The 20,694-nt window shown below is 62.2% G+C and carries 16 protein-coding genes; 13 read left to right on the forward strand and 3 right to left on the reverse strand.

The window, feature by feature from the left end:
* Nucleotides 1-145: 145 nt before the first annotated feature.
* Nucleotides 146-1,087: a GlxA family transcriptional regulator gene (locus P7C00_RS28855; protein ID WP_404940112.1), complete on the reverse strand. Its 942-nt coding sequence runs from the start codon at nucleotides 1,085-1,087 to the stop codon at nucleotides 146-148.
* 159 nt (nucleotides 1,088-1,246) lie between these two features.
* Between P7C00_RS28855 and P7C00_RS28860 the strand changes: the two genes are divergently transcribed.
* The 13 genes from P7C00_RS28860 (at nucleotide 1,247) to P7C00_RS28920 (ending at nucleotide 18,509) form a co-directional block, all read left to right on the forward strand.
* Nucleotides 1,247-1,795 (forward strand): cysteine hydrolase family protein, encoded by a 549-nt coding sequence (locus P7C00_RS28860; protein ID WP_404937769.1) that lies wholly within the window; start codon nucleotides 1,247-1,249, stop codon nucleotides 1,793-1,795.
* Between the two features lie 766 nt (nucleotides 1,796-2,561).
* A complete protein-coding gene (locus P7C00_RS28865; protein WP_404937770.1) occupies nucleotides 2,562-4,445 on the forward strand; it encodes a 3-dehydroquinate synthase in 1,884 nt (627 codons plus the stop codon).
* Nucleotides 4,442-5,326 (forward strand): UbiA family prenyltransferase, encoded by an 885-nt coding sequence (locus P7C00_RS28870; protein WP_346635601.1) that lies wholly within the window; start codon nucleotides 4,442-4,444, stop codon nucleotides 5,324-5,326. Before P7C00_RS28865 ends, P7C00_RS28870 begins: the two co-directional genes overlap by 4 nt.
* A complete protein-coding gene (locus P7C00_RS28875) occupies nucleotides 5,323-6,090 on the forward strand; it encodes an EboA domain-containing protein (protein WP_346635600.1) in 768 nt (255 codons plus the stop codon). The genes P7C00_RS28870 and P7C00_RS28875 overlap by 4 nt, the downstream gene beginning before the upstream one ends.
* Nucleotides 6,091-6,144: 54 nt before the next feature.
* Nucleotides 6,145-7,029, forward strand: coding sequence for a TatD family hydrolase (locus P7C00_RS28880; RefSeq protein ID WP_346635599.1), 885 nt, complete (start codon nucleotides 6,145-6,147; stop codon nucleotides 7,027-7,029).
* On the forward strand, nucleotides 7,026-8,264 hold the full coding sequence (gene eboE, locus P7C00_RS28885) for a metabolite traffic protein EboE (protein ID WP_404937771.1): 1,239 nt from the start codon (nucleotides 7,026-7,028) through the stop codon (nucleotides 8,262-8,264). Before P7C00_RS28880 ends, eboE begins: the two co-directional genes overlap by 4 nt.
* Complete coding sequence (locus tag P7C00_RS28890; RefSeq protein ID WP_404937772.1) at nucleotides 8,254-9,699, forward strand: alkaline phosphatase family protein; 1,446 nt, start codon at nucleotides 8,254-8,256, stop codon at nucleotides 9,697-9,699. The genes eboE and P7C00_RS28890 overlap by 11 nt, the downstream gene beginning before the upstream one ends.
* Nucleotides 9,678-10,865 (forward strand): hypothetical protein, encoded by a 1,188-nt coding sequence (locus P7C00_RS28895; protein ID WP_404937773.1) that lies wholly within the window; start codon nucleotides 9,678-9,680, stop codon nucleotides 10,863-10,865. Before P7C00_RS28890 ends, P7C00_RS28895 begins: the two co-directional genes overlap by 22 nt.
* Nucleotides 10,866-10,877: 12 nt before the next feature.
* Nucleotides 10,878-13,298: a hypothetical protein gene (locus P7C00_RS28900; protein ID WP_404937774.1), complete on the forward strand. Its 2,421-nt coding sequence runs from the start codon at nucleotides 10,878-10,880 to the stop codon at nucleotides 13,296-13,298.
* A gap of 66 nt (nucleotides 13,299-13,364) precedes the next feature.
* Nucleotides 13,365-14,312 carry a hypothetical protein gene (locus P7C00_RS28905; protein ID WP_346635594.1) on the forward strand — a complete coding sequence of 316 codons (948 nt, stop codon included), beginning with the start codon at nucleotides 13,365-13,367 and terminating at the stop codon, nucleotides 14,310-14,312.
* A gap of 13 nt (nucleotides 14,313-14,325) precedes the next feature.
* Nucleotides 14,326-15,612: a hypothetical protein gene (locus tag P7C00_RS28910; protein ID WP_346635593.1), complete on the forward strand. Its 1,287-nt coding sequence runs from the start codon at nucleotides 14,326-14,328 to the stop codon at nucleotides 15,610-15,612.
* 3 nt (nucleotides 15,613-15,615) lie between these two features.
* The gene (locus tag P7C00_RS28915) at nucleotides 15,616-17,442 is read left to right on the forward strand and encodes a hypothetical protein (RefSeq protein ID WP_404937775.1); all 1,827 of its coding nucleotides are present in this window, start codon (nucleotides 15,616-15,618) and stop codon (nucleotides 17,440-17,442) included.
* A gap of 14 nt (nucleotides 17,443-17,456) precedes the next feature.
* Entirely contained in the window at nucleotides 17,457-18,509 is a 1,053-nt protein-coding gene (locus P7C00_RS28920) for a hypothetical protein (RefSeq protein ID WP_404937776.1), read from the forward strand.
* A gap of 96 nt (nucleotides 18,510-18,605) precedes the next feature.
* Here the strand turns inward: P7C00_RS28920 and P7C00_RS28925 are convergent, their stop codons facing one another.
* Nucleotides 18,606-19,115, reverse strand: a complete 510-nt coding sequence (locus tag P7C00_RS28925) for a single-stranded DNA-binding protein (protein WP_011063767.1) — start codon at nucleotides 19,113-19,115, stop codon at nucleotides 18,606-18,608.
* A gap of 9 nt (nucleotides 19,116-19,124) precedes the next feature.
* Nucleotides 19,125-20,519, reverse strand: a complete 1,395-nt coding sequence (locus P7C00_RS28930; protein ID WP_346635590.1) for an MFS transporter — start codon at nucleotides 20,517-20,519, stop codon at nucleotides 19,125-19,127.
* Between the last annotated feature and the right edge of the window lie 175 nt (nucleotides 20,520-20,694).

The following is a 20,694-nucleotide window of genomic DNA, read 5'->3' on the forward strand; positions in this document are numbered from 1 at the left end:
AGCAGGGTCTGTAAGGAACTGATCAGCAAATGCCCGGCAAGTTCGCTGCAACTTCCGCCCTTGCCGGCGAAGGCGGCCCCGTCAATCCCTGCCCATTGCCCGGCCTGCGCAACAGCTAGGGGACCAGACTTAACCGGCGCCGGGCCTATTGCCCCCGATGGGTAGCACTGGGAGAAACACCGAAGCGGTTGCGGTATTCGCTGGGGGCCAGGCCGGTGATTTTCTTGAACAGGCTGCGAAAGGTCGCCGGATCCTGGTAACCCACGGTCCAGGCGATGTGATCGATGGTGCCGTTGGTGAACTCGAGCATTTCCCGCGCCTTGCCCACCCGCAGATGCTGGCAGTACTGGGTCGGTTTGAGGCCGGTGGCGGCACGGAAACGTCGCAGCAAGGTGCGCTCTTCAAGACCCGCCTGTTGCGCCATCGTCGGCAGCGACACATCCACCGCGCCATTGGCCTGCAGCCAGTGCTGCAACTTGAGGATCGCCCCATCGCCATGGTTGAGGATCGGCGCGAAATTGCTACCGCACTGGCTGGCGCTGTCGCTGTGCTCCATCACCAGAAAACGCGCAGTGGCACTGGCAATGCTCGGGCCCAGCAGGCGGTCCACCAGGCGCAGTCCCAGTTCGGCCCAGGCCATCAACCCTGCCGTGGTGATCAGGTCGCCATCGTCGACTATGGGTTGGTCGGCCTCCAGGCGCACCTGTGGATAACGGGCGGCGAACGTCTTGGCCGACGTCCAGTGAGTGGTGGCGCTGCGGCCATCGAGCAGGCCACTCTCGGCCAGCAGGATCGAGCCCACACAGACACCGCCAAGCGTGGCGCCGGCCGCATGCTGCTGGCGCAACCAGCTCACCAGAGCCGAGGACGACTGGCTCGCGGAAAAACCTGCCAGCGAAGGCGGTATCACCACTGCCAGCAGGCGGGCGCTCTCTCCCTCCAGGCTGTCGTAGACCCGCCTCGGGCCTTGCGCCTCAAGCGCTTGCCAATGGCTGACCCGCAACCGCGGCAGTTGCGCCTGTGGCTGTTCACTGGCAATTCGATTGGCCACTTCGAACAGATCGGTCAGACCATTCACCGCCGCCATCTGCACCCCGGGATAAAGCAGTACGCCCAGTTCGGCGACCGAGCCTTGAATGCCCACTGTCAGTTTTCCCCCTGTTAATGTCGATGCGGCCAATCCTCCAGGGAACAAGAGCCGCCGATACTGGGCCCCAGGTTATCCACTCACTTGGAGGCAACACCCATGGCCAAACAGGCGCTCATCGTAATCGATATCCAGAACGACTACTTCGCCCACGGCAAATGGCCCCTGGTCGGAGTCGACGCGGCGGCGGACAACGCGGCAAGGCTGATCCAGGCCTTTCGCCAAAAGGCGCAACCGGTGGTGCACATCCGCCACGAATTCACCTCCGACAGCGCACCCTTCTTCACCCCAGGCTCCGAGGGGGCGCACTTGCACCCCAAGGTGCTGAACCGCGCCGACGAACCCGTGGTGCTCAAGCACTTCGTCAACTCGTTCCGGGAAACCGAGCTACAGGCGATCCTCCAGCAACAAGGCATCAATGAACTGGTGATAGTGGGCAACATGAGCCACATGTGCGTAGAGGGCACCGCACGAGCCGCTGCCGACCTGGGCTATCCGGTACAGGTGATACACGACGCCTGCGCCACCCTCGACCTGGAGTTCAATGGCCAGCGAGTGCCGGCGGCGCAGGTCCAAAGCGCGGTGATGTCGGCCCTGGCATTCGCCTACGCCAATGTCCTATCCACCGAAGAGTTCCTCGCGGCCTGACAGCCCGTACTCTGCGTCGATGACCGCGGTGAGCTCAGCCTCACCGCCGTTTGTGTCGGGGCTGGCCCCCATGCCCTCGGACAGATATCCACAGGGCAAGGACGCCACACCGCGTGTTGTCGCAAGCAAGACAACTTTCCGGGTTACATACGAATGATTCTTGTTATTCAAACTAACTGTTAGTTGCGACCAAACTCGCGACCCAACAACTCGCCGCGGTCAAATAAATGGCGCCACTAACAAAAACGACATTCAATAGCTGACTAATGGAAATTATTTAACCCCCCCATTATTTCAAATCCTGCCTTGAGTTTTACCAAGAGCCGATTCGGCCTAATAACATCAACACTTATAAAGGCCAGCGCTTACTTCTTACGGTTACCTTTAATTCAATATAACCAAAGAAAATAACCCATATAGCAAAATCTTAAAAACTCCCTCCCGCAGGATTACGCCCCCGATTTCATTGCCCTGAAAGCCAAGCAACGAGATTGCAACACGCCCCTCGGAAAGCTGTTTTCAACAGTATCAATAGCCGAATTCGATACTTTCCCAACAGGCCAAAAAAGAGCCTTGCAAGCCACTTCACTCACCTTACTTGCAAATCCAGCGGCCTTGGCTAAGTTGATAGCTACTCGCCACTGAAGTGCTCTTCAGCCGCCAGAAAACCAATAAAAACTGTCGAGGAACTCAATAACCGGACGCCCCCGCCTGCCCCAGCTGACACTGACACGGAATTAGTCATATTAATCAAGAGGGATGCTTGATGAAGCGCAGTTCATTGCCTCGAGTTTTTTCATTCAAGGGTGCGGCCGAAAATTACTGGCTCTCGTTAGTGCTGTTTTCGATCCTGGTGGTCGCCAGCTTCCTGCTGTTTGAACAACAGATCCAACAGTTGCTGAATCACCTGGGCAGCTTCCTCCCTTCCGATCCCGTGCAACGCACCAGCCTCGCTCTGCTGCTGGTAACCCTGCTGGCCCTCGATGTGCTCTTGCCAGTGCCTTCCAGCCTGGTGGCGCTACTGGCCGTCGCGGTCCTGGGCGCCGTCGGCGGCTACTTGGTGATCTTTATCGGCCTGTGCCTGGGAGCCTGCCTGGGCTATTGGCTGGGGGCCGGCTACTTTCGCCTGCTATCCAACTGGCTGGGGCTCAGGAGCTGGCAGCCGGGACAACTGGCCTATCGCCTCAGCACCCTGTCGCTGATCTGCCTGCGTGGCGTCCCGGTGCTGGCAGAGACCTCGGTACTGGCCGCCGGCATGCAGCGCTATCCGTTGCGCCAGTTCCTGCTGGTCACCACCCTGGCCAATGCCGGGCTGGCCCTGGCCTATGCCGCCATCGGCAGTTTGCTGGTGGAGCAGAACGCGCTGTTGGCGACCATTCTCGCCAGCATGGTGCTGCCGGGATTGGTCCTGGGGGCCCGCAGCCTGCTCAAGCCTCGTGTTACGCAATCGCCGATGGAGCAAAGCCAGCCTCTGGAAGGGCGCTTCGAGGTGAGCTACCACTACCCGGTGCTGTTCACCGATCACATTTTCCAGGCCGACAATCCCTGCCTGCACCGACAACTGGCCCAAGCGCAACAGGGACGGACCACCGTGCTGGTGTTCATCGATGAACAATTGCTGCAGTGCTCCCCACAACTGCCGCAACAGATCGACGCCTATTTCAGCGCCCACGCCGCCGACCTGCATCTGCAGGCAGCACCGATTCCGGTACCGGCGGGCGAACTGAGCAAGACCCCGGACGTCCTCCAGCAGTTGTATGCCCACATGCTTGAGCACGGCCTGGACCGCCACTGCTATGTGCTGGCCTTGGGCGGTGGCGCGGTACTGGACGCCGTCGGCTATGCCTGCGCCACCTTCCACCGGGGCATGCGGCTGATCCGCATCCCGAGCACGGTGCTGGCCCAGAACGACGCCGGCATCGGGGTCAAGAACGGCATCAACGCTTTCGCCCAGAAGAACCTGTTGGGAGCCTTCTACCCGGCCACGGCGGTGATTAACGACTTCCAGCTGCTGCTCAGCCTGTCGCCCAGGGACCAGATCGCCGGGCTGGCCGAAGCGGTGAAAGTGGCAGTGATCAAGGACGCTGCATTCTTCCAGTGGATGGAGCAGCAGGCCGAGGCACTGGCGAGCTTTGAACACAGCGCCAGCCGCTACGCCATCTTCCGCTGCGCGCAATTGCATCTGGGCCATATCACCGGGGCCGGCGACCCCTTCGAACGGGGCAATGGCCGCCCCCTGGACTATGGGCACTGGGCCGCCCACAAACTGGAGAACCTCAGCCAGCATCGTTTGCGCCATGGTGAGGCGGTGGCGGTGGGCATGGCCCTGGACGCGCTCTATGCCAATGCCACCGGCCTGCTGAGCAATGCTGAAACCCAGCGCCTGTTGCAACTGCTGGACAAGCTCGGCTTCAACCTGTGCCCGCCGGAGTTGCGGTTGCAGGATGCCCAGGGCCGCTCCCTGGTGCTGCTGGGGCTGGAGGAGTTTCGCCAGCACCTGGGGGGCCAGTTGTCGATCCCGATGCTCAACCGCCTCGGCCAGTCCACCGATGTGCACCACATCGAACTGCCGGTGATGGAGCAGGCGCTGCTGCGCCTGAGCAGCTTCGGTGGGCCGGACTTCGCCTGGACCGAGGGCTGCGCCCAATGAGCCACTCCTCCCTGACCACCTGGCTGACCCTGGGCCGGGTATCCAACCTGCCGACGGTGTGGACCAACGCCCTGGCCGCCGCGCTGCTGGCCAGCAGCGCCACCACCCTGGCACCGCCCTCGCCGCTGGTCTGGACCCTGCTGCTGGTGGCGCTCTCGGCGCTGTACCTGGCCGGGATGCTGCTCAACGACCTGCTGGATGCCGATTGGGACCAGCAGCATCAAAACCCGCGGCCGATTGTCCTCGGTCTGGTCAGCCGCACCCAGGTCAGCCTGGCCACCGCCGCCCTGTTGTTGCTGGCGACCCTATCGGTCCTGGGCCTGAGCCACCTGATCGCGCAGCCCCATTGGCTGCTGGCCAGTGCCGGCTTGCTGCTGCTGTTCATCCTGGCCTACAACCTGCTGCACAAGAAATACCCCCACAGCGTCTGGCTCATGGGCGGCTGCCGCTCAGCCCTGTACCTGACCGCCGCCGCCAGCCTGGCCATGCCACCGCAACCGCTGTGGCTGTGCGCCGCGCTGCTGGGCACCTACATCGCCGGCCTGACCTACCTGGCCCGGTTGGAGCATCGCAACCAGCTGCTCAGCCGCCTGCCGCTGCTGCTGATGCTCAGCCCCCTGGCCCTCGCCGCTTACGCAGACAACGGGGTGTTCTGGCTGGTCCTGCTGCTGTGGCTGGGCTGGTTGGGCTGGCATTACCGGCGGCACCTGGCCAACCCGCGCCAGCGGCAGATTCGTGCCTTTATCGGTGCCGGCCTCGCCGCCCTGCCGCTGTTCGATGCCCTGGTGCTGGCTCTGGCCAATCAACCCCTGGGCAGCCTGCTGTGCGTGCTGGTGTTCTTCCTGCTGCCCCACCTTCAACGCTGGATCAAGCCGACATGACCATGGACGTCATTTTCCCCACCTCGCTCCCGCTCGCCATGCGCCATGAGGCCTTTGCCGAGCGCCGCCGCCAACTCGACAACCAGCTCGACGACGAGAACCGCCGCTGGTGGCACGCAGCCCTGGAGCAACTGGCCAGCCAACCGTCGGCCAACACCCTGGTGCTGCTCAGCAGCCAGTGCAAGCGGCGCCTTGGCAACACAGGGGTGAGCGCCAGCCCGGGCTGGAACCGGACCCAACTGGCCCGGGCCTTGCTCCTGGAGCAACTGCTGAAACAGCAGGCCGACGGCGATCAACTGGCACTGCTACGCCAGCTGTTTCTCTGGGGCGACGACCAGGAAAAAAGCGTGCTGCTCAGGGTCCTCGATGACCTCGACACAGAGGGTCGCAGCGTCGAACTGGCGCTCCAGGCCGGACGTACCAACAACCGTGAAGTGTTCGCCGCCATCGCCCTGGACAACCCCTTTCCCGCTCGCCACTACCACGACCGGGCCTTCCACCAGTTGGTGCTCAAGACCCTGGGCATGGGCCTGGACAGTGGGCGCATCGAAGGCCTGGCCCAGCGCCACAGCGTCGACCTCAACCAACTGGCCCTGGAGCATATGGAAGAGCAGTTGGCGGCGTTCCGCAGTGTCAGCGACGGACTGCCCCATGCGATCGCCTTCGAGTTGTTGAGCCAGGCCCAGCGCCAACGCTTGCGCAACCTGTGCCAGCAGCGACGACTGCCACCGCACTGGCTCCAGCACTTGCCACCCGACGCCTGAATCGACACCGGCGCACCCACCCAGGTTTCTCTACCACTACATCAGGGACTCACCATGCCGAAGTATTTCGACCCACACATTCATATGGTCAGCCGCACCACCGACGACTATCAGAACATGGCCGCCGCCGGTATCACCGGGGTGATCGAGCCGGCCTTCTGGCAAGGCCAGGCGCGCACCAGCGTCGGCAGTTTCATTGACTACTTCGACACCCTTCTGGGCTGGGAGCGCTTTCGCGCCAGCATGTTCGGCATTCACCACTTCTGCACCATCGGCCTCAATCCCAAGGAAGCCAATGACCTGTCGGTAGCCAACGAGGTACTGGAGATCCTGCCGCGCTATCTGGTCAAGGACGGCGTGGTGGCAGTCGGCGAGATTGGCTATGACGACATCACCCCCGAGGAGGACCGTTTTCTCGCCGCGCAACTGGAGCTGGCCAAGCAGTTCAACCTGCCGGTGCTGGTGCACACCCCGCATCGGGACAAGATCGGCGGCACCAAGCGCACCCTGGCCGTCATCCGGGAAGTGGCTATCGCCGAGCATCTGGTGATCATCGACCACCTCAACGAACTGACCCTGCCCCTGGTGCTGGACAGCGACTGCTGGCGCGGGCACTCCATCTACCCCAACACCAAGATGTCGGAGCAGCGCATGGTGGCCCTGCTCAAGGAGTACGGCACCGAGAAGATGGTGGTCAACAGCGCCGCCGACTGGGGCATCAGCGATCCGCTCAAGGTGCCCAAGACCGGCCAGGCCATGCTCGCGGCCGGATTCAGCGAAGCCCAGGTGGAACAGGTGCTGTTCCATAACCCGGTGGATTTCTTCGCCCAGAGCGGGCAGCTCGACAAGCAACTGGTGAGTACCCCGCTGCCCATCGACCAGCGTCGCCAGTGGCAGGACAACTCGGCCCTGAGGGGCCAGGAACCGGTGGTCAAATGAGTGCCCGGGCCGGCTGGTGCGCCGCGCAGATCGGTTACTGCAGCAACGTGCATCCGGCACGGGACGTGGCCGGCCTGGAGAGTTCGATCCGCCAGCACTTCCAGGGGGTACGCCGCCAGCGTGGCCTGGCGGTGCAGGACAGCGGCCTGTGGATCAGTGCCCAGGCGGCCGCCGAACTGCAGCAGCCCGCGGTGCGCGAAGCCTTCCTCGGGCTGTTGCACGACAGCGGGCTGCGCCTGACGTCCCTCAACGGTTTTCCCTATGGCCAGTTTCATCTGGGTGCGGTGAAGGCCGAAGTCTACCGACCGACCTGGGCCGAACCGCAACGCCTGGAATACAGCCTGCAACTGGCGGAGTTGCTCGCCGCCGCCCTGCCCCTGGACTGCCAGCAGGGCGTGATTTCCAGCGTGCCTCTAGGTTATGCGGCCCTTTGGGACGACGCCCAGCAACAACAGGCCGAGGCCCAGCTGTTGCAGTTGACCGCCGGGCTGGCCAGCCTGCATCGGCGCAGCGGCAAGAAGATCCTGCTGTGCCTGGAGATGGAGCCGGACTGCGTACTGGAAAACACCGATCAGGCCATCGCCTTCTTTCAGCGTTGGAAAGCCACCGATCCCCACCATCAATACCTGGCGCTGTGCTTCGACGTCTGCCACCAGGCGGTGGTCTTCGAGGACTGCTACCAATCGCTGCAACGGCTGCTGCAGGCGCGCATACCGGTGGGCAAGATCCAACTGTCCAACGCACTGATCTGTCACTTGCCCGCGACTGACCCGCAACGCCGCGAGCAGGTGCTGCAGGCCCTGGGCACCTTCGCCGAAGCCACCTACCTGCATCAGGTAAAGGCCCGTGACCTCAAAGGCCAACTGCTGGCCTGGGCCGACCTGCCCAAGGCATTGCAGGCGGTGGAAGCGGTGCAAGGCCACTGCCCCGAGTTGCGCATTCACTTTCACGTGCCCTTGTTCAGTGAGCAGTTCCTGCTGCCGGAGCTCAATGGCAGCCAGCAGGCCCTGATGCGCACCTTCGACTTTCTCGCCGCCCATCCGCAGTGCCAGCCGGTGCTGGAAGTCGAGACCTACAGCTGGAACGTACTGCCCGGCACCCTGCGCCCGGACACCGAACAAGCCCTGCTCCACGGCATTGCCGCAGAACTGCAATGGGTCGAAGAACAGTTGCGCCAGCGGCACTTGCTACGTGGGCAATCGTCTCCCATGGAGGCGCCGGCCCATGCCCTCTGAAGCGCTGCGCCAGCCCCTGCTGCTGGTCAACGTGGTCGGCCTGACCCCCAGCTTGCTGGGCCCGGCCACGCCGCGGATCAACGCCCTGCTGCAACGGGCCAAAATGGCTCGGCTGCGCCCGGTGTTCCCGGCCGTGACCTCGACGGTACAGGCCTCGATCCTTACCGGATTGCCGCCCTCGCAACACGGCATTGTCGGCAACGGCTGGTATTTCCGCGATCAGGCCGAAGTGCGCTTCTGGCTGCAGCCCAATGCGCTGATCCAGGGTGAAAAGGTCTGGCAGACCTTGCAACGTGAGATCCCCGGCCTGCGCTGCAGCCAGCTGTTCTGGTGGTTCAACATGTACGCCGAGGTGGATGCCGCGATTACGCCACGCCCCCACTACCCGGCCGACGGGCGCAAGATGTTCGGCCTCTATTCGTCACCGCCCGGGCTACACGAGCGCATCGAACGGCAGATCGGCGAGTTTCCCTTTCCGGGCTTCTGGGGCCCGGCGGCGGGCATCGCCTCCAGTCGCTGGATCGTCGATTGCGCCATCGCCGAGTTCCAGATCAGCCGCCCCGACCTGCAACTGATTTACCTGCCGCACCTGGACTACAGCCTGCAACGCCTGGGGCCCGAGCATCCGTCCATCAGCGATGAAGTGCAGGCCATCGACCATGAAGTCGGGCGCCTGCTGGACTTTGCCCAGCAACAAGGCGCGGCGGTGATGCTGGTTTCCGAATACGGCATCGAAGCGGTGCAGCAATCGATCTCCATCAACCGCGTGCTACGGGAACAGGGCCTGCTGCAAGTACGCCGGTCCCTGAGCTGGGAGTTGCTCGACCCCGGTGCCAGTGCCGCCTTTGCCGTGGCCGACCATCAGATCGCCCACGTCTACGTGCGCCAGCCCAGGGACATTGCTCGGGTCAAGGCCCTGCTGCAGCGCCAGCCGGGCATCGAACAGGTGCTGGATAAAACCGAACAGCGGGCCTGGCAGCTCGATCACCCGCGCAGCGGCGAGTTGGTGGCGGTGGCCGCCCCGGGCTTCTGGTTCGATTACTACTACTGGTTCGACGACCGCCTGGCCCCGGACTTCGCCCGCACCGTGGATATCCACCGCAAGCCGGGCTATGACCCGCTGGAGCTGTTCATCGATCCGGCGATTCGCTTTCCCAAGCTGCGGGTCGCCCGCCGCCTGCTGCAGAAGAAGCTCGGCTTTCGCTACTACATGGACCTGATTCCCCTGGATACCCGACTGATTCGCGGCAGCCACGGACGCTTGCCGAGCAACGATGAGGTGGGGCCGCTACTGATCACCGATTGCGATTTACCACTGCCGGAGCACCTGCCGGCCACTGCGGTAAAGCAACTGCTCCTAGAGCATTTCCTAGGGCGCCCCTATGACGACACGGCTCAGGCCAAGGAGATTCCATGCGGCGAACCATCCCTATAGCGGTGCTCAGTGTGTTGAGCGGCCTCGCTCAAGCACAGGGCCCGAACACCTTCGATTGCGGCAAGTTCCTCACATTCGCAGACGACCCCACGACCACCCTGGCCACGTTCAAGCAGAGCCCGGAAACCATGGCGTGGAACTGGTTTGTCTGCCTCAACCAGCCAGATGCCAGCCACAACAACAATCTGGTCTGGGAGACGTTCAAGCCTTCCGATCAGGTCTACCTGTTGAAGGGTGCCACCCCCCTGCCCTATTCCGACCACGAGAACCTGCCGAGCGAAGTGCCGGATCTGGCACAAAAGCAGGGCATGGACCCCAAAGGTCTGTTTCAGTTTCTCGGCAACGACATGGCTGGCAGCCCGCAGAACGGCATCCAGCAGGTGGATGGCCTGGCCTTGAAAATGCGCAGTGGCCCGCCGGTCCCGCCGTCGAAAAACGAACAGTTGGTGCGCTTTCACCTGTTGATGGGCGAGGACACCTTCAACTACATCGTCACCAACAAGATCTACAACCGCGATGGCCTGGCCAAGCTCACCAGCAACCTGGACTTCCCAGACACGGCCTGGGAGCTGAAAACCTCCTGGTTCTGGATCGGCACCGACCAGGACTTCAAGGCCCTGTTGACCCAGGACGGGTACTACATCTCCCAGGCCTATTACGTGGACAGCACGGGCCAGTATCAGGTGGGCTATGCCGCACTGAGCGGCATGCACGTGATCAACAAGCTGACCCCGGACTGGGTCTGGACCACCTTCGAGAACCGCAACAATCCCAAGTACACCGTCACCAACGACCCCAAGCCCCAGCCCATGACCAATACCACCGGCCCCACCGAGGCGGCCAAGCCGGTGAACAGCAGCTACCAGCAGCAGTACCCGAACCTGGCGCAGTACGAACTGATCGGCGTGCAGTTCGACCGCAACCAGGCCGAGCCCAAGTTGCTGGCCAACTCCCAGCTGGAGTCGGCGTTCCAGGGCACCTCATCGTGCCTGGCCTGCCACAACACGGCGGCCTATTCGACGAAGAAGAACACCTTCTTCTCGTTCAACATCGACCACACAGGCGGAATCCTCTACCCCACCAGCGTACTGCCGGACAAAGACTTCATCGGTTATCAAAAACTGGATTACGTCTGGTCGCTCAAACGCGCCCAGTGGAAACGCTAAGGAGAGCAGCTCATGAGCGTCTTGAACTTTCCACGGATCTACCTCAACGGTTTCATGTTCTGGAACCCGCCGACCTTCAACAACAACGATGTACTGCCGCTCTATGACGCGGTGAAGATGCAGATCAACTGGCCCTTTCTGAACTACTACGGGATCAACGACCGCAATGCTCCCGAGCGGCTGATGCCCTGGGCCATCACGCCCCTGGCCTACAGTAACGTCCCGGACTATGTGCTGCAGGTGCCCACCAACGGCAACGCAGGCGCTTACCCGATGATCCCGGCGGAGTGGGACCTGTTCGGCGACAACGCCTGCGGCACCGTGGATTACCAGCAACTGCGCTCGGTGATCATCGGCGGGGAATCCAAGGTCGACAGCTACATCGACAACGATCCACTGATCAACAAATCCTACCAACTGCAGGGCAACCCGTTCGGTAACCCAACCCCGACCGCCGCACGATTTGTCGACGTCAGCCCCTGGCAGAACACCTTCACCGCCTTGTACTTCGAGAAGCTGGTGCTGGGGGATACCACCTGTGGCCTGACCCTGAATCACAAGTACCGCATGCTCAACCGCTTTCTCGACTTCAACTGGGGAGCCTTTGGCGGCCTGGTCTACGTCACCACCACCTGGCAGACCTGTTTTCCCAAGGACCATCTGGAATGGTTCATCGGCGACTCGCAGTTGCTGAAGAACCTGCAGCAGGAAATGACCAACCAGAACGCCCTCGGGCTGATGCTCAGGTTCACCACCTACCTGACCGTCTACGACATGAATGGCATCTTCAACGACTTCAAGATCGTCGACAGCCATTCCCAGGCCCCCTGGGACATGTCCCGGCTGCAGATGCTGTATCAGATCGGCCTGGACAACCCGACCGAGACCTTCTTCAACCCGGCCTACAGCCGCACCTCCGGCACCCTGGGCCTGTGGTTCGCCAACGAGTTCCCCACCGCACCGGCCGGCCAGCGCCTCGTGCCCAATAGTTCGGTGCCTTTCTACAAAAAGGTTCCGGGAGATGCGCTGATCCATGCGGATGAACAGTTGGTCAATCTGGGCGTGATCAGCGCCGAGCTCAATGGCAACACGCTGTCTCTGGACCTGGGCAATACCTTTCCGATCTACCCGGACGTCCATGACGGCCCGGCCGCTCCCGATCTCGACGGGCGCAATAACGGTATTCCGGTCGCGGCCAAGTTCCACGTCGGCAACTATGAGCTAGGGGTCCAGCAGGGCAGCAACTTCGAGCCCCTGACCAGCGTGAGCTACGAGCAATATCAGCAGACCGCCTTTGACAAGCGCTCCGGCCTGCTGGACCTGCCCCTCGACGCCAGTGCCCAGGCCCTGTTGAAAAACGGCAACCTGGCACTGCGGCTGCAGGGCACGCAAACCATCGCCGCCCAACAGCAGATGTGGACCGCGGAAGTCATCGAGAGCGGCAGCTTCATCGACGTCGGTGACAGCCGGACGCTGAACATCATGGTGCAATACAACGGCAAGCCCGCTAAGGCCGGCGTCACCTTGTGGGTTGCCGAATACAACAACGCCTACATGCTGACCACCAGCAACTACTACCTGGCTTTCAGCAACCCCGCGGATTTCGTGTTGATCACTGACCATCCGGATGCGCGAGAGTTGAACAAGCCGGGAATGCCCCAGTTCGTCGACGGCTCGGAGCATCCCAGCCTGTTCAGGGAGGGCAGCGGCAGACGCCTGAAAGCAATGACCGTTGAGGATACCGATCCGCCGCCAGGCACTGCCATCACCTATCAGCAGTTCCTGAAGACCCCGTCCGCTATCGATCTGAGGCCATGCCTGAGGTTCGAAAACCCGCAAGCGATAAGCGGGAAACTGGACAATACCGCTGGCATGGGCTCCACCGTGACCTACAGCCTGACCCGCATCCAGACCAATGCCGACGGCATTGCCCAGTTGACGGTGCATGCCGTGGCGCCGGGCTTCCCCACTGTACGGTTTTTCATCCAGGACGATCCGACGGGCATCCCGTTCAGCTTCTCCTACACCGCCGCCTTCACCGACTTCCTTTCGCCGCTGCGGGTGCTGCCGCAAGAGCCGCAGATGCTCAAGGACTTCATCAACTACTGGAACGGCGTGTACAAGTTCGACGACGCCAACGTGCGGATCTGGAACGGCTTCATCTTTCCGCAAATCCTCCAGCCCTTCTATTACCTCTACCCGATCATGAACAAGTACATGCCGCTCAACTCCCTGCAACGCATCGAGGGCGCGATCGATCAGTTCATCAAACTGATCAGCAAGGACTATCAGGAGGCCAGCACCCTGGCCATGCCCATCACCCGAGACCTGCCCCAGAGCCGACGCCAGGTGCTGGAAATCTGGGCCAATGACCTGGTAAGCACCGGCTACCCGCCGACCCCGCTGAACCTCGACGACTATCAGCAAGGCTGAGCCGCAACGGCCACGCACTGGAACACCGGGCGACCTGGGTCGCCCGGCTTTGCAAAGGAGAGTCAGATGAACGCCAGTTTCTTCAAGCGCCTGCTGTTGGCCGCCACCCTGCTGTGCGCCAGCCAGACACTGTGGGCCCAGAAGTACCCCGACAACGTCTACTTCAACATGGGCGTGCACAACACCAAGGGCTGCGACGCCCTGAACAACAACTGCGTGATCAAGCGCAAGGCCGGCGAGCCGGCCGATCCGCTCTATCCGGCAACCTGGGTCAGTGACTGGACCATGTACCGGGTCACCGCCAACTACGAGAAGAACCCGCCGCCCTACAGCAGCCCGCCCAGCACCCTGCAACCTGCCGACTACACCGTGTCCCAGGGCAGCAGCTATTACGACAACGACTATGTCCCGGCCGACGGCGACGGCTCCGGGGCGATGATGGAGCACTACGAGAAATACTGCCTGCCGATCTTCCCGATCAAGGACAACAACTACACCTGCTCTTTCGTCTCCCTGGGCAACAAGGCCTACTTCCTTACCTACCCCGAGGACCGGCCCAAGGACATGCCGGCCTGCTGCATGTTCTCGCCCATGAACCATCCGCCGCGCCGGGACTTCATCAAGCACCTGCCCTACAGCGCCGCCCGCAGCCAGCACCTGGACGCCAGCGTGCAGGCCTACGCCTTGGAACTCAAACCCGGCAAAGGCAGCCCACCCATCCTGTTCGGCTATGCCTTCTACAAGCAGGCCACCAGCGACGGGCCAGGCCAACCGGCCTACCAACATCCGCAGTCGTTCTATTTCTCCGGTGATGCCAGCGTCGCCAACGCGCCCATCGTCAGCCAGAACTATCGCAACTGGAGCAATGCAAAGCCGGACCCGGCCAAGACCTGGGACCAGGTGGCGAAAATGTGCCCGGCCAACCCGCCTGACTGCCAGCTTTTCACGCCACCGCCATCGCTGAAGAACGGTGCGCGGCCGCAGTGGAACCAACTTTCACCCACCCCGCAGTGACAGGAGCAGCCTCATGAACCATTGGAGCCGTTTCACCGCCCTGTTGTTGCTTGGCCTGGGCAGCCAGCAAGCCAGCGCCCTGCAACCCAGCGCAGCGGCGCCGCAGACCAGCTGCCCGCCCACTGCCGCGGTGCCGGCTGCGGGCGCGTCGCAGCAGGCTTTCGATCAATACAGCTGGCAGATGTTCATCAACCTGAACTGGCCGGCCCAGGCGGGACAGCGCGGAGTGGCCGACTGCAGCAAGCCCCTGGGCAGCCCTGGCGATACCGTGTGGCAGACCTACAAGAGCGTCAGCGAGACCTTCCTCCCCGGGGCCAAGAACCCGGGCCTCTGGAACTCGCAACTGCCCCGCAGAAATCTCAGCCTGATCAACATCGCCGCGGTCAAGAACACTCAGGTGGTGCAAGCCGACAACCAGGCGGTGGGCGGCTGGCTGATTGACCAGCGCGGCAACCCGACCTACTACGACATCGCCGCCAACGAGATCTCCTACAACTACATCGTCGATAACGACTTCTACAACGCGGTGGTCGTCGACGCCGCGAAGAACATCAGCTTTCCCAACAACGCCGGCGAGATCAAGAGCAGCTGGCGCATCCTCAGCAGCGCCGACGACAGCAGCCGCTATCTGACCATGAAGGCCCTGGTCACCCAGTTCGACAGTCAGGGACAGCCCAACGGCACCACCGAGGCCACTTTGGGATTGGTGGGGTTGCATATCATCAGCAAGGTGGAGGGGTTCCCGCAGTGGATCTGGTCGACCTTCGAGCAGGTCGACAACGTGCCTCCCAAGACCCAGCTGGGGGGCCGTTGGGTGGACCAACCGGTCTCGGGGATTTTCTACTCCTACTTCAACGCCAAGGCGCCCGCCGAAAGCCTCAACCAATCCCCCTGCCTGTGGCAGCAACAAGCTGGACAAATGGTCTGTACCCCAAAACCCGGTAACAGCTTCAGCACCCCGGACCCACTCAACCGGGTCACCCCGATCACGGACGCCACCCAGCAGATCAATACCCAATACCAGGGCGATCCGCAGGTACAGCAAAGCGTGTTCAAGTACTACCAGTTGATCACCACCCAACGCCCACAGTCGCCGGACAACCCCGGCAACCCGTTGGGGCAACCAACGCCATCACTGTCGGCCAACGTCACCATGGAAAGTTACATCCAGACCAACAGTAGCTGCATGAACTGCCACTCCATGGCGGCACCGCTCAACAGTCAGTACAAGAGCGACTTCTCCTTCCTGTTCAGATTCGCCCAAGCCCCGGTCAGCAGCGTCACCAAGGATAAGGAATAGATCATGAGCATATTGAATGGACCCCGACTGAACTTCTGGGGCGGCATCTCTACCGACGTCAGCGTGCCGAACAACTCACCGACCTTGCCCAATGGCATCGCCACCTCCCTTGAGCTGTTCGACCTGACCACCTCGACCGTGGCGGACCAGGCCAAGACCTATAGCGATGAGCACCTGTACCAACTGATCAACGCCCCGGACCCGAGAATCGGCCCCAACAGCCGGTACACGGCCGGCGGCTGGAACCACTATGGCGAACACGTGGTGACGCTGCACAACGCGTTGATCAGTTCCCAAGGCACCCCGGGCAACATTGCGCTGGAAGGGGATATGGTCGGCCAGCCGGTTTACCTGCTCGGCTCCGTGCCCCCCGGCACCGGACAAGGTCCCTACTCCGGCCCGATGATGGTCGACCTGGACCCCACAGCAAGCACCACGACCCAGATCTTTGTCGGAGGCCTGCAGATCGGCAACGGCAACACGCCTCAGCTATTGATTCGCTGGGACACCGTGTGCAGCAGCTTCGACCTCAACACTCGGGTGCTGGAGCCTGCAACCATGGACTCGCCGGGCTCCTTCCACGCCAGCGGCACCTTTCAACTGACCTTTCCGCTGAGCAGCATCGTCAGCTACAACAAGGAAAGTGCCGGCCTCAGGGCCCTGATCGAAGCGCCCAACGCTACCGGGATCGTGCTGCGTTTTGTGATGTTCGAAATGTGTCCGACCCTGACCACCGAGCAACTGAATGCCGACTACGCCGCCAACCAGTTCAGCCCGAACCCGAGCATCGGCCGGGTCATCGGTACCCTGGCCACGGCGTTTACCGATGAGCCGCAGATCTGCCCGCCGGGCCGCCAAATCATCAATGCCGACAAAGATCTGAACATCAACAGCGTGGCCTATGCCGAAGTTGCCAACGGGCAACTGAGCATCGACATGGTCAACCTGATCCCCAAGCAGACGTTCAGGGCTGTACGCGACGACATCACCAGCCCCATCGGCCCCAACGCCGACTTCGGGACCGTGACCATTGCGGCCGGAACGACGCCCCTGGCGAGCTTTGAGCCCAGCGATCCGCTGCTGCAGGACTACTACCGGTACGGTGGCATCATCGACGTGCCGCTCAACTCGACCCAGATACAGTTGGTGCAGAACACGCCCTTGTGCATCAGCGCCCCAGGGAATGCCCGCAACCCGGCGCTGTCGGCCCCCGAATGCCCGTATCGGGTCTACAGCGATCAGCGCAACAACTATCTCGACCCCGACAGCACAGGCGTGCAGGTCACCTTGCAAGTCCGTTACCTGGGAGCGCCGGTGCAGAAGGCTACACCAATCAGCATCGATGCCTCGGCGACCGCCGTCTATCAAGCCAACCGCTACTGGAACTTCCTGGAGCTTCCAAATTCGCTAACGGTAGCGGCCGGTCAACCTTCGGTGAGTTTCAACGTCGTCCCCGTCGCCGGTTCCAATACCCAGGCAGGCTTCACCACACTGACCTACACCATCGACGGCAACCTGCTGACCCAGAGCTTCAGCAACTTCCGCAAGTACGCCTGGAGCGACTTCGGCGTTCCAACAGGCAGCATCGTCACCTGGGAACAGGCATTTCAAAACGTGCTGCGCTTTCATTACCTGGCCTTTCCCGCCATGTCGCGCTACATCCAGCTCAATCAGCCCGACGCGGTGATGGGTTACAAACAGGCGATCCTGGCCCGGATATCCCCCGAGTACCAGAACACCACCTTGTACATGTCCGTGGTGCGCTCGATGTCGCCGAGCCAACGCTCCCTGCTGACCGCCTATCTCAACGGCACGCCCTGGCAGCCTTGAACAAGGAGAAGACCATGCCCGTTGCTTTACACATTCCCGCCCAGCCGGAACAGTTGCTGCGCTCAGGCAGCATCATCGCCCAGGGGCTGCTCAACCCGCGTGGCGTCTGCGTGGAAAACGATGGCAGCCTGTTGCTGGTGGAGGCCGGCTCAGGCCTGCCGGACCAAGCGTTCAGCGGTCGCATCAGTCGCCTGCGACCAGACCCCCTCGCCCCCGGCACCTACCTGCCGCCAGAGGTTCTGGCCAAGGGTTTTCGCTCGATGAACATGCAGTCGCGGATGCTGCGCGACGAAATCATGGGGCTGTCGGACATTGCCTTCGGTGCCGGGCTCTACCTCGCCAGCCAGACCGATTACGTCGCCGGTTCCAAGCTTCTGGACCTGCAATACAGTCCACCCGAGCCACTGTTCAACAGCCGCGGCAACCTCAACTCGCTGTGCTATCACCCCTCGCGCCAGAGCTGGCTGGCGGTCAAGCCCGATACCAACCAGTTGGTGGAGTTCACCCAGGATGGGGAGCAGATCCTGGCCCAACTGCCCGATCTGGACCAAGGCCAGGAAGCCGTGCCCGTGACCCTGGTTCATGAACCACAGACCGACGCGGTGCTGATCAGCCTGTTCTCTGGCGAACTGCACCGTGATCCGGCGCGAAAGGGCATCGACTTCGCCGACAAGGCCGGCCAGGTGATCCGGGTCTGGCCCGAGAGCGGCAGGATCGAGGTGCTGATTCGCGGGTTGCAACTGCCCACCGGGCTGGCGCTGGACCCGCAAGAGCGGATTCTGGTGCTGGAACTGTGCGACCGGTTGTTGCAGCCCCTGCAGCCCGACTGGTCCGGCGAGGCCTTGCACGGCGGCTTTGCCCGCTTCAGTGGACGGCTGCTGCGCTGCGACCTGCAGCAACGCAGTGTGCAGGTGCTCGCCAACAACCTGGATACGCCGTCCAACCTGTGCTGCGTCGAGGGAGCGGTGCTGTTGAGCGAAGGCATGGGCCTCAGCGGACGGCCAATTCCCACGCCGGATCGCCAGGTGGTGGCACTGAGCGGTCGATTGCGCAGGCTGCAACTTTGAGCCCAATCCCAACGCCTGCAAGGAAACAACCCGGCATAAAAAAGGGGCCCTGTACGGGGCCCCTTTCTCATTGATGCTGAACGCTCGAGGGAGCGATCAGAACGGAATATCGTCATCGAAGCTGTCGAAATCCGGTGCCGGCTGCGGAGCGGCCTGCTGTGGCGCTGGGCGCGACTCACGCTGTGGCTGCGGAGCAGGACGGGACTGCTGAGGACGCGGTGCCGAGTTGGACATGCCGCCCTGGCCTTGCTGGTCACCCTGAGGACGGCCGCCCAGCAGTTGCATGGTGCCCTGCATGTCGACAATGATCTCGGTGGTGTAGCGCTTGATACCGTCTTTTTCCCACTCGCGGGTCTGCAATTTGCCCTCGATGTAGACCTGGGAACCCTTGCGCAGGTATTCACCCGCAATCTCCGCGACCTTGCCGAACATCGAAACACGGTGCCACTCGGTGCGCTCGACCTTCTGACCGGTCTGCTTGTCGGTCCACTGTTCGCTGGTGGCCAGACTCAGGTTGGTCACGGCGTTACCGTTAGGCAGATAGCGAACTTCGGGATCCTGGCCGCAAGTACCGACCAATATGACTTTGTTAACCCCACGGGCCATAACGTTCTCCTAGGCTTCGCGCGGCGACGGCGCTGAGTTGACCAGCTGCTCGAGCGTCGCGCGATCCAATAATTCGGTGTCCAATTTGATGTAAATGGCAGCCTCTTCGGCCACCACCACGGCATCTGTTACTCCAGCGACGGCTTTCAGGCGCTCGACCAGACCGGCTTCGCGGATCGCTTCAGGCGATAACGGCAAGCGCAGGCTCGTCACATATGGAGGCTCGCGCATGGTAACAGCAAAGCCCAGCCAGAGTGCAGCCAGACCTGCGCATCCAAGGAACACAACCGACAAACCGCCATGCTGGAACAACCAGCCGCCGAGGATGCCGCCCAGTGCCGAGCCGAGGAACTGGCTGGTGGAATACACCCCCATCGCCGTGCCCTTGCCGCCTGCCGGCGAGACCTTGCTGATCAGCGACGGCAACGACGCCTCTAGCAGGTTGAATGCGGTGAAGAACACCACGGTGCCAATCACCAGCGCCCGCAAACTGTCGCCGAACTCCCAGAAGAATAGCTCGGTGAGCAGCAGCGTACTGACCGCGCCGAGCAGAACTCGTTTCATCTTGCGTTTTTTCTCGCCATAGATGATGAACGGGATCATGGCGAAGAAGGAAATCAGCAACGCGGTGAGGTAGACCCACCAGTGCTGTTCCTTGGGCAGGCCGGCCTTTTCCACCAGCGCCAGGGGCAAGGCAACGAAGCTCGACATCAGCATCGCGTGCAACACGAAGATACCAAGATCCAGGCGCAGCAAATCAGGATGCTTGAGGGTCGGGATCAGTGCCTGGCGCGCCACGCCGGACTCGCGGTGCTGCAACGGCCCGGTGGAGCGCGGCACCATGAAGGCGATGATCAGGATGCCCACCAGCGCCATGGCACCCGTGGCCAGGAACAGCCCGGACAGCCCAAAGCTGCGGGTCAGCAGCGGGCCCACCACCATGGCCACGGCGAAGGACAGGCCGATGGTCATGCCGATCATGGCCATGGCCTTGGTCCGGTGCTGCTCGCGGGTCAGGTCTGAAAGCAGCGCCATCACGGCGGCGGAAATCGCCCCGGCACCTTGCAAGATACGTCCGGCGATCACGCCCCAGATCGAATCGGCATTGGCCGCCAGCACACTGCCCACGGCGAACACGATCAACCCCAGGTAAATCACTGGGCGACGACCGATACGGTCGGAAATGATGCCGAAGGGAATCTGGAAAACCGCCTGGGTCAGACCATAGGCACCAATCGCCAGGCCGATCAGAGTCGGGGTCGCTCCTGCGAGATCCATTCCATAGGTCGCCAGGACCGGCAGTACCATAAACATGCCAAGCATACGGAAGGCGAACACCAGGGCCAGACCGCTCGCTGCTCGGGTCTCGCTGCCACTCATGCGTTCGCTGTGGGGATCGTGCATGGATAAACCTCATGTGAACCGGCGGCGATTCTACCAGTCCGATCGATTGAGGGGGTATATGGCGACGCTTTGCCGCGCAGCCCCCACCAGCGAGCAAAAAAGCACCGCATGATAGTGTGCATCCATCCAGTGTTTGGTTTTATACTCCTGCCTTTACGCCCGCCGATCGAGGCCA

This window comes from Pseudomonas sp. JDS08PS003, from assembly GCF_045013505.1.
GTDB classification, from domain to species: domain Bacteria; phylum Pseudomonadota; class Gammaproteobacteria; order Pseudomonadales; family Pseudomonadaceae; genus Aquipseudomonas; species Aquipseudomonas protegens_B.

Excerpts from the sequence above, each read along its gene's own strand:
- P7C00_RS28900 (WP_404937774.1), top strand. The coding sequence starts at position 10,878 with ATGAGCGTCTTGAACTTTCCACGGATCTACCTCAACGGTTTCATGTTC.
- eboE (WP_404937771.1), top strand. The coding sequence starts at position 7,026 with ATGAGTGCCCGGGCCGGCTGGTGCGCCGCGCAGATCGGTTACTGCAGC.
- P7C00_RS28865 (WP_404937770.1), top strand. The coding sequence starts at position 2,562 with ATGAAGCGCAGTTCATTGCCTCGAGTTTTTTCATTCAAGGGTGCGGCC.
- P7C00_RS28880 (WP_346635599.1), top strand. The coding sequence starts at position 6,145 with ATGCCGAAGTATTTCGACCCACACATTCATATGGTCAGCCGCACCACC.
- P7C00_RS28905 (WP_346635594.1), top strand. The coding sequence starts at position 13,365 with ATGAACGCCAGTTTCTTCAAGCGCCTGCTGTTGGCCGCCACCCTGCTG.
- P7C00_RS28875 (WP_346635600.1), top strand. The coding sequence starts at position 5,323 with ATGACCATGGACGTCATTTTCCCCACCTCGCTCCCGCTCGCCATGCGC.
- P7C00_RS28895 (WP_404937773.1), top strand. The coding sequence starts at position 9,678 with ATGCGGCGAACCATCCCTATAGCGGTGCTCAGTGTGTTGAGCGGCCTC.
- P7C00_RS28925 (WP_011063767.1), bottom strand. The coding sequence starts at position 19,115 with ATGGCCCGTGGGGTTAACAAAGTCATATTGGTCGGTACTTGCGGCCAG.
- P7C00_RS28870 (WP_346635601.1), top strand. The coding sequence starts at position 4,442 with ATGAGCCACTCCTCCCTGACCACCTGGCTGACCCTGGGCCGGGTATCC.
- P7C00_RS28915 (WP_404937775.1), top strand. The coding sequence starts at position 15,616 with ATGAGCATATTGAATGGACCCCGACTGAACTTCTGGGGCGGCATCTCT.
- P7C00_RS28910 (WP_346635593.1), top strand. The coding sequence starts at position 14,326 with ATGAACCATTGGAGCCGTTTCACCGCCCTGTTGTTGCTTGGCCTGGGC.
- P7C00_RS28920 (WP_404937776.1), top strand. The coding sequence starts at position 17,457 with ATGCCCGTTGCTTTACACATTCCCGCCCAGCCGGAACAGTTGCTGCGC.
- P7C00_RS28890 (WP_404937772.1), top strand. The coding sequence starts at position 8,254 with ATGCCCTCTGAAGCGCTGCGCCAGCCCCTGCTGCTGGTCAACGTGGTC.
- P7C00_RS28860 (WP_404937769.1), top strand. The coding sequence starts at position 1,247 with ATGGCCAAACAGGCGCTCATCGTAATCGATATCCAGAACGACTACTTC.
- P7C00_RS28930 (WP_346635590.1), bottom strand. The coding sequence starts at position 20,519 with ATGCACGATCCCCACAGCGAACGCATGAGTGGCAGCGAGACCCGAGCA.
- P7C00_RS28855 (WP_404940112.1), bottom strand. The coding sequence starts at position 1,087 with ATGGCGGCGGTGAATGGTCTGACCGATCTGTTCGAAGTGGCCAATCGA.